Consider the following 14319-nt stretch of genomic DNA (forward strand, 5'->3'; position numbering starts at 1 on the left):
AGATCGTCAACGGCGCCTCCCGGGGTGGGCAGAGCATCCGGGACTGGCTGACCGAGTTGCGCGAGGCCGGTCTGGACACCATTCCCGGCACCGCCGCGGAGATCCTCGACGACGAGGTGCGGTGGGTGCTCACCAAGGGCAAGTTGCCCACCGCCACCTGGGTGGAGGTGGTGACCACCGCGCACGAGGTGGGGTTGCGGTCGAGTTCGACGATGATGTACGGGCATGTCGACAACCCGAAGCACTGGGTGGGGCATCTGCGGGTGTTGTCCGGGATTCAGGACCGCACCGGTGGGTTCACCGAGTTCGTGCCGTTGCCGTTCGTGCATCAGAGTGCGCCGCTGTATCTGGCGGGGGCGTCGCGGCCGGGTCCGACCAACCGGGACAACCGGGCGGTGCACGCGTTGGCGCGGATCATGTTGCACGGGCGGATCCCGAACATTCAGACCAGTTGGGTCAAGTTGGGGGTGACCGGCACCCAGGTGATGTTGCAGGGTGGGGCGAACGATCTCGGGGGCACGCTGATGGAGGAGACGATCTCCCGGATGGCCGGCTCCGAGCACGGATCGGAGAAGACCGTCGCAGAGTTGCGGGCCATCGCCGAGGGCATCGGCCGCCCCGCCCGCGAACGCACCACCACCCACACCTACCCGCACACCCTGCCGGCATTGCTATGAACGCGAATGGGTTCGGCGGCTACGCGGTGGTGGTGCCGATCAGATCCTTAAGGACGGCGAAGAGTCGACTTCAGACCGAATCCGACGTGATGCGTGCGCAACTCGCGTTGGCGTTCTTCCTCGACACGATCACCGCGCTCGAACGCAGCACTGAGGTGGAGCGGATCGTGGTGGTCTCGCGTGACGCCACCGTTCAGGGGTGGGTGCGGGGGCGCTGCGACATCGTCCCCGACGGGGAGATCGGCCTCCCCGCCGCGATCGATCGTGGCATCGAAAGGCTCCGGCGGTTGCGCCATTCGGGGTCGGTGGCCGTCGTCCTTCCGGACCTGCCCTATGCGACCACCGACGCGTTCGACCTGCTGCTCGCCTCTGCGCGCGGCCGCCTGCGGGCCTTCCTGGCTGACGTCGCCGGCACGGGCACGACATGCGTGACAGCCGCCTCGACCGAGGCGGTGGTGCACCGTTTCGGTCCGAACTCGGCGAGAGCTCATACCGAGGCCGGCCTCGCCGCACTCGATGTTCCAGTCCCCAACCTGCGCAACGACATAGACGTACTCGACGATCTTCGCCAACGGCATGCGCAAAGCCCGGGCAACGCAACCAAGAAGATCCTCGATCGCTGGCGAGTGCCCGTGTAGTACTGCAACCGCACTTCGGTTGAATGACTTACGTATCTCGTTGGCTGTTAGTGGAATTGGCATCATGAATGCTGTCCCTCGCTGAGGGGTGGGATTGTGGTGAGGAGGTCAGCTGCAGGGCGGGTCCGGTCGTTCACTGGCGCACCGAGGCTGCGAATCCGATGAAGAGTAGGACTGCGGTTGCGCTGAGTACACTGGAAGCGCCCGCTGAGGCCGTGACGGCCCCCATCACACCGGGTACGAGCACGACGCTGAGCCTGTTGCCGAGTAGGCGCAGGGACATGGCGGTCCCACGCTGGTTCTTGGGGGCGATGTCGGCGACCAACGACATGGTGATCGGCTGGCACACACCGAGTCCGGCGCCGGCTGCGATGGCACCGATCAATAGGACACTGGGTGTGGGCCATATCGCAACGGAGACAAATGCGATAGCTGCCGAGAGTATTCCGGCCGTCAATACTGCTCGTCGACCGAGCGCACTGACCAATCGCCCTGTCACCGTCCGCACAGCCATGGACGCGACGGCCCGCGCCCCAAGCACCCAACCGATGAACGCCGCGCTGATCCCGACTTCTCGTCCGAGTGCGGGAAGGAACACCAGCGTGATATCGACGGCGGCCATGACGATGGCACTGAGCAGCACCGCGCGTCGAAACTTGCGTTCTCGGAGAAGTGACGACGCAGAACCGCCGGGGCGGGTCGACACTTCGCGCTGCCTGCGGCCCAGCGCGAAGGAGGTGACGAAAGTCAGGGAGGAGAAGGCCAGGGCGCAGGTCAGCACCGGTGCGATCGAGGGTGCACTGCCACTCCCCAAGGTCATCAGCAATGGTCCGACAGCCTGACCGAGTGAGGTGGCGAATGTGTACGCCCCGAACCTGGAGTCGCTCGATCCCGTGGTCATGGCAGCGACTGCGGTCTGTTCGCCTGTCACGCACAACAGATGGCCGACCCCGGCAAGTATCAGACCTGCTACCAGCCACGCGATGTCGTGTCTACCGGCCAGAAGAATCAGGCACGAGAGGATCATGACACTCGCCCCGACAACGAGGATCGAGCGTTCCCCGACCCGGTCGACCGCTCTACCCACAGGCAGCGCAAGCATCAGCGGGGCCAGTGCAAAACTCGCGGAGAGGACGCCGAGCATCGCCGTGGGAATTCCTGCGTCCAGTGCCGCATAGGACACGGCGGGACGTACGGAAAATCCCACAGCCTGAACGGTGACGGCGTGGACCCCCAGAGGAGCCCAGGTCCGCCACCGTTCGGGTCGGCCGGGTTCACCCATCGTTGTGCGGGCCTCAGTGTCGCTTCCTCCCGTCGATCGTTCGTGGCACTCTGTGTTGCCGTGGACTTGGCAAGTTCCTTATCGGCGTGGTCACCGGTAGCGATCCCGTTGATACCGGTGTCGGTGTCGATGTCGGACACTTCCCGCACGCCGGGTACCTGCTTGCGTGAGGCCCGCCACCGCCAGAGCAGCGGGACGATGAGGGCGAGTGCGAGCAGGGTGTACATGGCGATGGAGAACGGGGAGTGCACCAGCACGGCCGGGTCTCCGTCGCTCAGTTGCAGAGCGCGGCGGAGTTGCTGTTCGGCCGGCGGGCCGAGGATCACGCCGATGATGACCGGGACAATCGGCAATCCGTAGCGCCGCATCAGGACTCCGAGCAAACCCATGGCGAGGAGCAGATAGAGACCGATGGGTGTGCCGTCGGCGGCGTAGGCGCCGACCGAGGCGAAGCCGAGGATGCCCGCATACAGGTAGGGACGGGGAATGCGCAGGAGTTTCGCCCACAGCGGTGCCAGCGGCAGATTCAGCACCAGCAGCAGGATGTTGCCGATGAACAGGCTGGCGATCAGACCCCAGACCAGTTCCGGTTCGTGCTCGAAAAGCAATGGTCCGGGCTGGATTCCGTATTGCTGGAAGGCGGCGAGCAGAACGGCGGCGGTCGCCGAGGTCGGCAGGCCCAGCGTGAGCAAAGGCACGAGCACTCCGGCGGCGGAGGCATTGTTGGCCGCCTCCGGACCGGCGACGCCTTCGATGGCGCCGTGACCGAACTCCTCGGGTTTGCGGGTCAGTTTCCGCTCGGTGACGTAGGACAGGTAGGTCGGCAGTTCGGCTCCGCCTGCTGGCATGGCACCGAAGGGGAATCCGATTGCCGCACCGCGCAGCCAGGGCTTCCACGACCGGGACCAGTCGGATCGGTCCATCCACGGGCGCCCGACGGGGATGATCTCGGCGGGGCGGCGGCGCAGGTGCATTGCCGTCCACAGGGTTTCGCCGAGGGCGAAGATGCCGACCGCGACGATGACGACATCGATGCCGTCGAGCAACTGCGGGACGCCGAAGGTCAGCCGGTCCTGCCCGGTGGACATGTCGATGCCGACCAGGCCGATGAACAGGCCGATGCCGAGGGAGGCCAGGCCGCGGATTCGGGATGAGCCGAGGACGAGGGTGACGGCGCCGAAGGCGAGGACCATCAGGGCGAAGTAGTCGGCGGGGGTGATCGCGAGGGCGAGATCGACCACGAACGGGGCCACCATGACCAGCAGACCGGTGGCGATGGTGCCTGCGACGAACGAGCCGAGGGCGGCGGTGGCGAGGGCTTGGCTGGCGCGGCCGAGTTTGGCCATCTTGTTGCCCTCGAGCGCGGTCATCACCGACGACGCTTCGCCTGGGGTGTTGAGCAGGATCGAGGTGGTCGACCCGCCGTACATGCCGCCGTAGTAGATGCCGGCGAACATGATGATGGCGCCCGACGCGTCGAGACTGTAGGTCACCGGCAGTAGCAGCGCGACGGTCATTGCCGGGCCGATGCCCGGCAGGACGCCGACCGCGGTGCCGAGAATGACCCCGATGAGCGCGAACAGCAGATGCGTCGGGGTGAGGGCCGAGGCGAAGCCGTCGAGGAGCAGGTTCAGCGATTCCATGTCAGATCACCCCGTGGAGAAGGCCGGCCGGGAGGTTGACGCCGAGTCCGTAGGCGAACAGGGCGTAGCTGCCGAACGCGATGGCGGCGGCGACGATCAGGTTGCGTATCAGGTGCTTGCTGCCCAGCGCGGTTGCGGCGCCCCAGAACAGGACGGTGCCGGTGATCGGCCAGCCGAGCGACTCCATGAGCACGGCATTGGCGAGGAAGACTCCGGCGAGAGCGACGAACGGCACCCAGGCGGTCGGCTGGTCGAGGTCGATGTCCTCGCCGCTTTCCATGTCCCCGGTACCGCCGCGCAGTACGTTGACCGCGAGTGCGATGCTGACGACCACGAGCAGGGTTCCGACGACGATCGGCACAGTGGCCGAATTGAGCGGGCCGCGGGTGGCCGCGTTGTCGGTCAACGTTGCGGCGTCCACGAGTGCCACTGAGCCGAGGACGAAGAGCAGGGCGGCGACGCACAGTTCGGACTTGCCCGCGAGAAAGGTGCGCGCCGCGGAGGTGGGGGTGCTCACTGTTCGAGCCCGTCGAGTGCGGCCCTGATCTGCACGGCCTGCTGGTCGAGGTAGGTGCCGAACTCGTCGCCGGTGACGAAGGCGTCCACCCAGCCGTTGCGTTCGACGGCGTCTTTCCAGCCCTGGCTCTCGTGTAGGGCGGTGAAGGTGTCGATCAGGTTCTGGGTTTCCTGCTCGTCGAGGCCGGGCGGGGCGACGACCCCGCGCCAGTTGGCCACGACGACGTCGGTGCCGGATTCGGTGAGGGTGGGGACGTCGGGCAGCGCGTCGAAGCGTCTTTCGCCGGTGACGGCGATCGCCTTGAGCTTGCCTGCCTCGATCTGCTCGACCGCGTCCGCGGCACTGGTGACGGCGAAGTCGACCTGGCCGCCGAGGACTGCGGGGAGCAGTCCGCCGCTGAAGCTCACGTAGTTGACGTCCGTGCGTGCGATGCCGTTCGCGTCGGCCATGAGGAGGGTGGCGACATGGTCGGCGCCACCGATGGCCGACCCACCGCCGGCGTTGAGGCGGGGGTTCGCCTTCCAGCCGGCCAGGAGGTCGTCGAGGTTGTTGAAGGGTGAATCTGCGGGAACGACGACTGCCAGGTACTCGTCGAGCAGTTTCGCGACGGGGGTGGTGTCGGCGAACGTGGTCGACGAGGACTGCGAGACGGTGGCAGCGACGAGCCCGTACCCCATCTGCATCACGAGGGCGCCGTTCCCGTCGTCGGCGACGAGCCGGGAGAGCCCGACCGTGCCGTTCGCCCCGTCGACGTTGAACACGTCGATGCGGTCGGCGATCTTGTCTTCTTCCATGATCTTGGCCGCGGTCCGAGCGGTGTTGTCCCAGCCGCTGCCTGCGGCATTGGGCACCATGTAGCGGAACTGACCGCCCTCGCCTCCGGACACGCCGCCGCACGCAGTGGCAACGAGGCTGACGGCCACGGCCGCGGTGGCCAGCACGCCTTTGGTGAGCCGGTTCATAATCTGTACCTCCTGTGATGGGTCTGACAGGAAGAGTGATCCACACCACCGCTCGTGTCACGCTTGCGCTGGCAACGATGGTTGTGCTCGTTATGCTCCCGATCCAGGCACCTGGGATGGGGTTTCCTGGCCTAGGATCGACGGGGTGAGGCTCGGTCGGCTGCCCTTGGCGCGTCAACTCCTCGTGCTCCAGGTCGCCATCATTCTCGCAGTCCTCGGCGTCGTCGTGGCCATCACCTACGTCCAGTCGACGAGCGATTTCCGTCGCTCGACCGGCAACCGCGTCCTCGGGCTTGCGGAAACGTTCGCGACCGACACGGTGGTCCGGTCGGGATTGGCCGGCCGTCTGCCCATCGACGCGATCCCACCCGCCGCGGCCCGCGTGCAATCGGTCTCCGGAGCCGATTTCGTCGTCGTCATCGACGACAGTGGGGATGTCGTTGCCAGCCAGGATCCCGACCATCTCACCGGCGCATGGGATTTCGGTGAAAGTGATGTGCAGTCCGGGCGGGCGTGGGTCGGACCCCAGGAGCTGCCCGACGGGAAGTCCTCCATCCAGGCGCACGTTCCGATCTTGGACCCGGACAACCGGGAGCGGCTCGGGTACGTCGTGATCGGCCGCTACGCGCCGAGCGTGGGCACACGATTGACGTCCGCGGTCCCGGACCTGCTGATCTACCTCGGGGTCGCGAGCGCGATCGGAATTGCCGGATCCGCGCTGCTCGCCAGACGCATCAAACGGCAGACCCTCGGACTCGAACCCCGCGACATCACCGGACTCGTCGAACACCGAGAAGCGCTGTTGTACGGCATCAAGGAAGGTGTGATCGGACTGGATCTGCAGCATCGGGTCACCATCGTCAACTCCGAGGCATGCCACCTGCTCGGGCTTCCCGCCGACTCCGTCGGCAAGAGCCTGCACGAACTCGATCTGCCGGGCGACGTCGTCGCTGCGCTCACCGATCAGAAGAGCGCCACCGACAGGGTGCTCGACACCAGCACCCGCAACGTGGTGCTCAACCGCATGCCGGTCAGCACCCACGGCCGGGTCATCGGGTCGGTGGTGACGCTGCGCGACCGCACCGAACTATGGGGCCTGCGACAAGAACTCGACACCACTCGGCATACCGCCGACGCACTCCGGGCGCAGACCCACGAGTTCTCCAACCGCCTGCACACGATCGCCGGTCTGCTCCGCCTCGGCCACGCCGACCGAGCCCGCCGGTACGTGACCGAGGTTCAGGCAGGGCACAACCAGTTCATGCAGGCGGTGACCTCCCGCATCGAGGACCCGACGCTGGCCGCTCTGGTGGTCGCCAAGGGTTCGGTGGCCTCCGAGCGCGGCGTCGACCTCACGATGTCCGAACACACCCACGTCGGGATTCTGTCGCTCGACCTCGCGGCCACCCTCGAAACCGTCATGGGCAACTTCGTCGACAACGCCCTCGAGGCCTGCGCAGGGGTCCCGGGGCGAACCGTGCGGCTCGAGGTGGTCGAGACCGCCGACCGGATCGTCGTCGAGGTGCGGGACAACGGCCCCGGCGTCGACACCGAAGTAATGGACTCGATATTCGAGCGCGGAGTGAGCACCAAATCCACGGATCGCACACGCGGATTCGGTCTTGCGCTCGCCAAAGCCGTCTGCGATCAGCGCGGCGGTGAGATCGGCGTTCGCAACGATGACGGAGCCGTATTCACCGCGAGCATCCCGTTGCCACAACGAGCACAACAGAACTTACCGCCTCAAGATTGACTGTGACCCCGACCACGAAGGACGGTGAACTCCCGAGCAAAAGGAGAACCGTGAACGCGCGCCAGAAACTCAAGCAACTACTTCGTGACCCCCAGATCGTGCAGATTCCGTCCGTCTTCGACGGTCTGTCCGCACGCCTCGCTCAAGCCGCCGGCTTCCAGGCCGTCAGCGTGACAGGAAACGGGATCGCCGCCAGCCTGCTCGGCAAACCCGACATCGGACTGGTGACTCTCACCGAAAGCGCCCAGGTCGCTCACAATATAGCTGGGGCCGTAGATATTCCGGCGATCTTCGACGCCGACACCGGCTACGGCAGCGCGCTCAACGTCACCCGGGCCGTCGCCGAATTCGAGAACGCCGGTGTCGCCGCGATCAAGCTCGAGGACCAGGTGACCCCCAAGCGCTGCGGCGTCCTCGACATACCTATTCCGGTGGTCAGCGAACGCGAATACCTCGGCAAGATCGAGGCTGCCCTCTGGGCGCGTCAGGACCCGGATTTCCAGATCATCGCCCGTACCGACGCCGCGAGCACGCTCGGGGTCGAGGCCGCTGCACAACGGGCCAAACGCGCGATCGACGCCGGAGCCGACGCCGTCCTCGTCGTCGGTGTCCGCGAACCGGACGACATCGCAACACTGCTGTCGATCGTCGACGGCGCACCGGTCCTGACCCTCGTCGAAGAAAAGGGACCACTGTCGACCAAGCACGTCTCCGAGATCGGTGACCTGGGATTCTCTGCGGCCATCTACCCCGGGGTAATCCGTTACTCCATGGTCGCGGCCGCCCAACGGGCTCTGAAGGTCCTGCGCGAAGAGGGACAGAGCACCAGCATCCGCCCGCTCATGGCGACACCTGACGAGTGGAACCACCTGATGGCGATCGACTCGTACTTCGAGATCGAGGAGCGGTTCGTGCGGGGATCCGGACAGGCCGAGCTGCCCGTATCGTGACACCATGCGGCCTCGAGACAACAGCGAGCTGACGGTGCTCGTCGTCGACGACGACTTCATGGTGGCGAGCATCCACGCCGAACTCGTCAACCACGAAGTTGACGGGTTCCGTGTGGTCGGAACGGCGGGAACCGGAGCGAAGGCATTGGACATGGTTGCCGCCTTGGCGCCGGACCTGATCCTGCTCGATGTTCACCTGCCTGACCTCAACGGTCTCGAGGTACTCAGACGTCTGCGGGAACGCGGTGACGACGTCGATGCCATCGTTGTCACCGCCGAACGCGACGCAGACTCAGTGAAAGCGGCTCTGCGTGGCGGCGCAGCCCAGTATCTGGTCAAACCGTTCGATTTGGACGAACTCAAGGCCCGAATTCTGGGTTACGCCGCCGCCCGGCTGGAAAAGGGCAACACCGATCAAACCGCGATCGACGCCGCGTTCTCACTCCTGCCGGGCCGACGGACCCCGGTATCACCGCCTCCGAAAGGTCTCAGCAACGAGAGCCTCGACCTGGTCCGGAACGCCCTGGCCGCGGGTCAGGAGTTGTCGGCCACCGAATGCGGGCAGGCTACCGGGATGGCGCGTTCCACAGTCCGCCGATACCTCGAATACCTCGTGGAATCGGGAGAGGCCACAGTCCGTCACAAGTATGGCGGCGGCCGACCCGAACGCCTGTACCGAACGGCACGGTAGGGCCGCCAGGTTCTACGTGGACGATCGTGAATGACGACGAATGGGAACGCATTGCGTCGATCGAGAGAGGGGTCGAAACGCGGAAAGCGACCGTCGATGCCCACGGAGCAGAACGGGTCGGATTCGGCCATCAGTGAGAACTCGACCTCCGATGTCGAAGCACCGCGCACATCACCCAGTGGGTCATGCCACGTAGCGGCGTCGCCGGTGGGAACCACTGCGCGGCAATGTCTGGTTCACCAACCGACGGCATTTGGCGGTCATTCGGTCCAGGGGTAGGAACACCGGTTCGTGTGCTGGCGCCGGCCACGCGGTGAACCGTCCCGGAACCGAGCAGGACGCTGGTGTATCCCATAGCACGTATGAATCACCACGAATGTTGTTGCGGCGTCTGTGGCAGCAGACGAGAACGGCAGATCGACAGCAGTTCGTGACGGAGGTCGGGAGGAAGATCCGATGCTGCGCCGGCACGTTCGTCGAGAATCATCTGCAGTTGACGAAAGTACTCGGCCTGCGAAAGTCCGAATTCGACGAGGATGTCCTCGCCGGATCCTCCGCCCCGGTGGCGCCACTTCTTTGCGAAGGTGATCATGTAATTGAAGTTGGTCTCGTTCATCCCTGTGCACCTCGTTGTGAGCTGGGCGAGTGCGGGTCTGGCTCGACCGCGGAGGTCGAGCCAGACCCGCTGTCCTGCAGGAGGAACGCCTAGCTGTGTGACCTCAATGACCGGAGGAAGAATGTCAGGTTGGCGGGGCGTTCGGCGAGTCGGCGCATGAAGTAGCCGTACCACTGCTCGCCGTAGGGGAGGTACACCCGCAGGTGCTTGTTCTCTCCGATCAGGCGGAGTTGTTCGGCGTCGCGGATGCCGTAGAGCATCTGGATTTCGAATTCGTAAGCGGTGCGGCCCTTGGCCTTCGCCTGTTGCAGGGCGGCCTCGATCATGGCCGGGTCGTGGGAGGCGACCATCGGGTAGCCCTGGCCGTTCATCAGGATGCGCAGGCACCGCAGGTAGGCCTCGTCGACCGCCTCCTTGCCCTGGTACGCGACCGAGGCGGGTTCCTTGTAGGCGCCCTTGCACAGCCGGATGCGCGATCCGGGGCCGGGCAGGTCCCGGCAGTCGGCCTCGGTGCGCTTCAGGTACGCCTGCAGCACGGTGCCGAGGGACGGGAAGTCCTTGCGGAGTTCGCGGACGATCGACAGCGTCGAGTCGGTGGTGGTGTGGTCCTCGGCGTCGACGGTGACCCACGCGCCGGCCTCCTCGGCTGCGGTGCAGATCTTGTGCGCGTTCTCGAGGGCCACCTTGTGTCCGTCGCGGGGCAGGAACTGACCCAGGGCGGACAGCTTCAACGAGACCTCGACATTGCGAACCGAGTCCGGCGACGTCGACGCAGTCTTCTGGCTGAGGGCAGCCAGGTCGGACAGCAGGGTGAGGTAGTGCGACACGGTGGCGTCGGCCTGCGCCGCATCGGTGGTGTCCTCGCCGAGGTGGTCGATGGTGATGTAGCGGCCGGTATCGAGGATCGACGTGGTCGCGGCGATCGCCTGGTCCTCGGTCTCGCCGGCGACGAACCGGTCGACGAGGCTCCGGGTCACCGGGATCTTGGTGACGGTGCGTTCCATCCGAGGCGAGCGGGCGACGGCCAGCAGGGCGGGGCGGAGCAGGGCGGAGAATGCCATCAGATGTCCTCGGAGGTGTCGGCGCCCTGGTGCGGGTAGCGGTGGTCGGTGGCGGGGACGAATGTTTCCTTGATGGTGCGGGCGGAGGCCCAGCGGAGGAGGTTTTGTGGGGAGCCGGCCTTGTCGTTGGTGCCCGAGGCGCGGGCACCGCCGAAGGGTTGCTGTCCGACGACGGCGCCGGTGGGCTTGTCGTTGATGTAGAAGTTGCCGGCGGCGAACCGCAGGTCGTCGGTGGCCTGGGCGATCGCGGTGCGGTCGTCGGCGATGATCGACCCGGTCAGCGCGTACTTCGAGCCCTTGTCGACCACGTCGAGCACGGTGTCGAAGGATCCGGCGGCGGAGTCGTCGTAGACGTGGACGGACAGGATCGGCCCGAAGTATTCGGTGCGGAAGGCGTCGTCGGTGGGGTCGTCGCCGAGGAGGACGGTGGGGTCGACGAAGTACCCGACGCTGTCGTCGACGTGGCCGCCGGCGGCGATGGTCAGGCCGGGGGTGGCCTTGGCGCGGGCGAGGGCGTCGGCGTTGCGGTCGAAGGCCCGCTTGTCGATGACGGCGCCGCCGAAGTTCGAGAAGTCGGTGACGTCACCGTATTTCAGCGTCGATGCCTTCTCGATGAGGTCGTCACCCATCTTCGCCCACACCGATTTCGGGACGAACGCGCGGGAGGCGGCGGAGCATTTCTGGCCCTGGTAGTCGAAGGCGCCGCGGAGCAGGGCGGTGGTGAGGGTGTCGGGGTTGGCGGAGCTGTGGGCGAGGACGAAGTCCTTGCCGCCGGTTTCGCCGACCAGCCGCGGGTAGGAGTGGTAGTTCGAGATGTTGTTGCCGACCTGGCGCCACAGGTGCTGGAACGTGGCGGTGGAACCGGTGAAGTGGATTCCCGCGAGCCGGGGGTCGGCGAGAACGACGTCGGAGACGGCGGCGCCGGCACCGTTGACGAGGTTGATCACGCCGGGCGGCAGTCCGGCGGCCTCGAGCAGTGTCATCGTCCAGTACGCGGCGACGGCCTGTGTCTGCGAGGGCTTCCAGATCACGGTGTTGCCCATCAGGGCGGGTGCGGTGGGCAGGTTGCCGGCGATGGCGGTGAAGTTGAACGGGGTGATGGCGTAGACGAAGCCCTCGAGGGGGCGGTATTCGAGTTTGTTCCAGACGCCGGGGGAGGAGATCGGCTGGTCGGCGAGGATCTGGCGGGCGAAGTGGACGTTGAACCGCCAGAAGTCGATGAGTTCGCACGGGGTGTCGATCTCGGCCTGGTATGCGGTCTTGGACTGGCCGAGCATGGTTGCGGCGGCGAGTGTTTCGCGCCAGGGTCCGGACAGTAGGTCGGCGGCGCGCAGGAACACCGCGGCGCGGTCCTCGAAGGAGAGGGCTCGCCAGGCCGGGGCGGCGGCGGTGGCCGCGGCGACCGCGTCCTGGATGTCCTGTGTGCCGGCGTTGGTGAAGGTGCCCAGCACCGCGGCATGCCGGTGCGGCTGGACGACGTCGATCGTCGGGTTGTTGCCGCGTCGGTGCGCTCCGCCGATGACGTGGTGGATCTCGGTGGGGTTCGACCCGAGTTCGACGAGCTTCGCCTGCAGCCGGGCACGCTCGGGGCTGCCCGGTGCGAAACTGCCGACCGGCTCGTTGACGGGCTGCGGGGTGGTGGTGACGGCGTCCATGAAACCCTCCTACGAGATGTGGCGGCGAAGACGGCCGCCGCAACGAACTAGCCGTAGTCAACACCAGCACGGCGGCAAAAGAATGAGCCAGTCGAACAAATCTCTATTATTGGAGTTGTACAATCAGCCAACTGCTCGTGTGATCCCGAAGTGGAGATCGTCCCGTGAATTCTGAAGGCGGAACCCATGGGGGTTCAACCGATTCGTCCGGCCGTGCCACCGGAAGCATCACGCTGCGTGAGCTTCTCAGCGCCCTCGACACCTCGGTCGTCGAACTGATCGACGCGCCGGCCGGCACCGAGATCGCGCTGTCCTCCGTCGCACTCGTCGACAGCTCCGACCTGGCCACCGAGACCGATTCGCAATCGCCGCTGCCGGACCTGTACCTGCACGTCGGGATCGGCAAGACGGAGGCCGTGCGCTGGTTCGACGGCATTGCCCTCCGCCCGTCCGAGCACCGGGTAAGGGCGGTGATGTCCAAGAATGCGGCCACGTCGACGGCGCTACAGGCAGCGGCGCGGCGCGCCGGTGTCGCGTTGGTGGCGGTGCACCCGAAGGCCCGCTGGGATCACGTGTTCCCGCTGGTGCAACGCATGCTGGACCGCTCCCGCCGCAGCACGGGCCTGGGTGATCCGGATCTGCTGGCCACCGACACCGACCTGTTCGGGCTCGCGCAGATCGTCGCCCAGAACGCCGGCGGCATGGTGTCGATCGAGGACGCGCAATCGCACGTGCTGGCCTACTCCGCCTCCGACGAGGCCGCGGACGAGTTGCGGACGCTGTCGATCCTCGGCCGCGAAGGGCCCCGCGACTACCTGCGGGCACTGCAGCGGTGGGGGGTTTTCGACCGTCTCCGCAGCAGCGACGAGGTCATCGACGTTCCCGCCCATCGCAAGCTCGGCACGAAGCGGCGGCTGGTGGTCAGCATCCGGCAGTCCTCCGACGACGCCACGACATCGGCGCGCACGCTCGGGTCCATCTGGCTGCAACAGGGGGTGGCGCCGTTCGCCGACGACGCCGAGGACGTGTTGCGGGGCGCGTCCGCGATCGCAGCGCGGATCATCTCCCGCAGTCTCAATGCGCCATCCACCGAGGGCCTGCTGATCCAGCGGCTGTTCGGCGCCCGTGGGGGTGGTGTGGACGTCCCGTCCGTGGTCAGTGCCCTGAACCTGTCGGCGACCGGGCCCGCTGCGGTCGTCGGTTTTGCGGTCAGTGCCACCGAGACCGCCGGCGGCGGCCGGCTCACGGAACTGGGCAGCATGCTGCGCCTGCAGGCCAGTTCCTTTCGCCGCGACTCCGTGGCGACGATCATCGGAGAGCGCGCCTACGTGCTGCTCCCGCGCTACACGAGCCCGAAATCGGTGACCACGTGGACCCGGCAACTCGTCGAGCAGTTCGAGGCGAAGCGGTCGATCGCCCTGCGTGCCGCGATCGCGATCCCGGTGCCCGATCTGGGGCAGGTCGCCGGAGCACGGGGAGAGGTCGACCGTGTTCTCGACGGCACCGCCGCGACCTTCCCCGAGGGCCGGGTGACCACGCTCGCCGAATCGCGCACCGCGGTGCTGTTCGGGGAGATCCTCGACCTCCTCGCCGAACACCGGGAACTGCACGACCCGCGGCTCGACGCCCTCGTCGACTACGACGACAAGCACGCGTCGAACCTGCAGGACAGCGCCGAAGCCTATCTCGCGGAACACGGCGACGTCCGCGCGGCCGCCGCTGTCCTGCAAGTACATCCGAACACACTGCGCTACCGGATTCGCCGCGTCGAGGAGATCGTCGGCATCGACCTGCACGACGCCTCCGACCGGATGCTGTTCGAACTGCAGCTCGCCCTGCGACGCCGCGGCGAGGCGAATTCCTCCGCCTCCTGA

General features: G+C 66.5%; 11 protein-coding genes and 2 pseudogenes. 6 read left to right on the forward strand and 7 right to left on the reverse strand.

What is annotated here, in order from left to right; translation table 11 throughout:
• Positions 1–677 (forward strand): annotated as a pseudogene (gene fbiC, locus P3H15_RS23145) (7,8-didemethyl-8-hydroxy-5-deazariboflavin synthase); the annotation flags it as partial.
• Positions 674–1315: a 2-phospho-L-lactate guanylyltransferase gene (cofC, locus tag P3H15_RS23150; protein WP_276139369.1), complete on the forward strand. Its 642-nt coding sequence runs from the start codon at positions 674–676 to the stop codon at positions 1313–1315. The pseudogene fbiC and the gene cofC, both read left to right, overlap by 4 nt.
• A 133-nt stretch (positions 1316–1448) precedes the next feature.
• Here the strand turns inward: cofC and P3H15_RS23155 are convergent, their stop codons facing one another.
• The 4 genes and pseudogenes from P3H15_RS23155 to P3H15_RS23170 all read right to left on the reverse strand — a co-directional run bounded on the left by P3H15_RS23155 (position 1449) and on the right by P3H15_RS23170 (position 5719).
• Positions 1449–2459, reverse strand: a complete 1011-nt coding sequence (locus tag P3H15_RS23155) for an MFS transporter (RefSeq protein WP_276139370.1) — start codon at positions 2457–2459, stop codon at positions 1449–1451.
• A gap of 323 nt (positions 2460–2782) precedes the next feature.
• Positions 2783–4240 (reverse strand): annotated as a pseudogene (locus P3H15_RS23160) (tripartite tricarboxylate transporter permease); the annotation flags it as partial.
• A 1-nt stretch (position 4241) separates the two neighbouring features.
• Positions 4242–4757: a tripartite tricarboxylate transporter TctB family protein gene (locus tag P3H15_RS23165; protein WP_276139371.1), complete on the reverse strand. Its 516-nt coding sequence runs from the start codon at positions 4755–4757 to the stop codon at positions 4242–4244.
• A complete protein-coding gene (locus P3H15_RS23170; protein WP_276139372.1) occupies positions 4754–5719 on the reverse strand; it encodes a tripartite tricarboxylate transporter substrate binding protein in 966 nt (321 codons plus the stop codon). Before P3H15_RS23170 ends, P3H15_RS23165 begins: the two co-directional genes overlap by 4 nt.
• Positions 5720–5864: 145 nt before the next feature.
• On the opposite strand from P3H15_RS23170, the gene P3H15_RS23175 reads away from it, so the two are divergent.
• Genes P3H15_RS23175 through P3H15_RS23185 form a run of 3 tightly spaced genes read left to right on the forward strand, consistent with a single transcriptional unit; the run spans position 5865 to position 9113 of the window.
• The gene (locus tag P3H15_RS23175; protein ID WP_276139373.1) at positions 5865–7472 is read left to right on the forward strand and encodes a sensor histidine kinase; all 1608 of its coding nucleotides are present in this window, start codon (positions 5865–5867) and stop codon (positions 7470–7472) included.
• Positions 7473–7522: 50 nt separating this feature from the next.
• The gene (locus tag P3H15_RS23180; RefSeq protein ID WP_276139374.1) at positions 7523–8422 is read left to right on the forward strand and encodes an oxaloacetate decarboxylase; all 900 of its coding nucleotides are present in this window, start codon (positions 7523–7525) and stop codon (positions 8420–8422) included.
• A gap of 4 nt (positions 8423–8426) precedes the next feature.
• Positions 8427–9113: a response regulator gene (locus P3H15_RS23185; RefSeq protein ID WP_276139375.1), complete on the forward strand. Its 687-nt coding sequence runs from the start codon at positions 8427–8429 to the stop codon at positions 9111–9113.
• 367 nt (positions 9114–9480) lie between these two features.
• Here the strand turns inward: P3H15_RS23185 and P3H15_RS23190 are convergent, their stop codons facing one another.
• The 3 genes from P3H15_RS23190 to pruA form a co-directional block, all read right to left on the reverse strand.
• On the reverse strand, positions 9481–9729 hold the full coding sequence (locus tag P3H15_RS23190; RefSeq protein ID WP_276139376.1) for a hypothetical protein: 249 nt from the start codon (positions 9727–9729) through the stop codon (positions 9481–9483).
• 89 nt (positions 9730–9818) lie between these two features.
• A complete protein-coding gene (locus tag P3H15_RS23195) occupies positions 9819–10790 on the reverse strand; it encodes a proline dehydrogenase family protein (RefSeq protein ID WP_276139377.1) in 972 nt (323 codons plus the stop codon).
• On the reverse strand, positions 10790–12445 hold the full coding sequence (gene pruA / locus P3H15_RS23200) for an L-glutamate gamma-semialdehyde dehydrogenase (protein ID WP_276139378.1): 1656 nt from the start codon (positions 12443–12445) through the stop codon (positions 10790–10792). The genes P3H15_RS23195 and pruA overlap by 1 nt, the downstream gene beginning before the upstream one ends.
• Positions 12446–12609: 164 nt before the next feature.
• On the opposite strand from pruA, the gene P3H15_RS23205 reads away from it, so the two are divergent.
• Positions 12610–14319, forward strand: a complete 1710-nt coding sequence (locus P3H15_RS23205; protein WP_276139379.1) for a CdaR family transcriptional regulator — start codon at positions 12610–12612, stop codon at positions 14317–14319.

The organism is Rhodococcus sp. T2V (assembly GCF_029269925.1).
In the GTDB taxonomy this organism is placed as follows: Bacteria; Actinomycetota; Actinomycetes; order Mycobacteriales; family Mycobacteriaceae; genus Rhodococcus_F; species Rhodococcus_F koreensis.

What these genes read in the sequence shown, in the direction of transcription:
- P3H15_RS23185 (WP_276139375.1), top strand. Translation starts at nt 8,427, where the DNA reads ATGCGGCCTCGAGACAACAGCGAGCTGACGGTGCTCGTCGTCGACGAC.
- P3H15_RS23170 (WP_276139372.1), bottom strand. Translation starts at nt 5,719, where the DNA reads ATGAACCGGCTCACCAAAGGCGTGCTGGCCACCGCGGCCGTGGCCGTC.
- P3H15_RS23195 (WP_276139377.1), bottom strand. Translation starts at nt 10,790, where the DNA reads ATGGCATTCTCCGCCCTGCTCCGCCCCGCCCTGCTGGCCGTCGCCCGC.
- pruA (WP_276139378.1), bottom strand. Translation starts at nt 12,445, where the DNA reads ATGGACGCCGTCACCACCACCCCGCAGCCCGTCAACGAGCCGGTCGGC.
- cofC (WP_276139369.1), top strand. Translation starts at nt 674, where the DNA reads ATGAACGCGAATGGGTTCGGCGGCTACGCGGTGGTGGTGCCGATCAGA.
- P3H15_RS23155 (WP_276139370.1), bottom strand. Translation starts at nt 2,459, where the DNA reads ATGCTCGGCGTCCTCTCCGCGAGTTTTGCACTGGCCCCGCTGATGCTT.
- P3H15_RS23190 (WP_276139376.1), bottom strand. Translation starts at nt 9,729, where the DNA reads ATGAACGAGACCAACTTCAATTACATGATCACCTTCGCAAAGAAGTGG.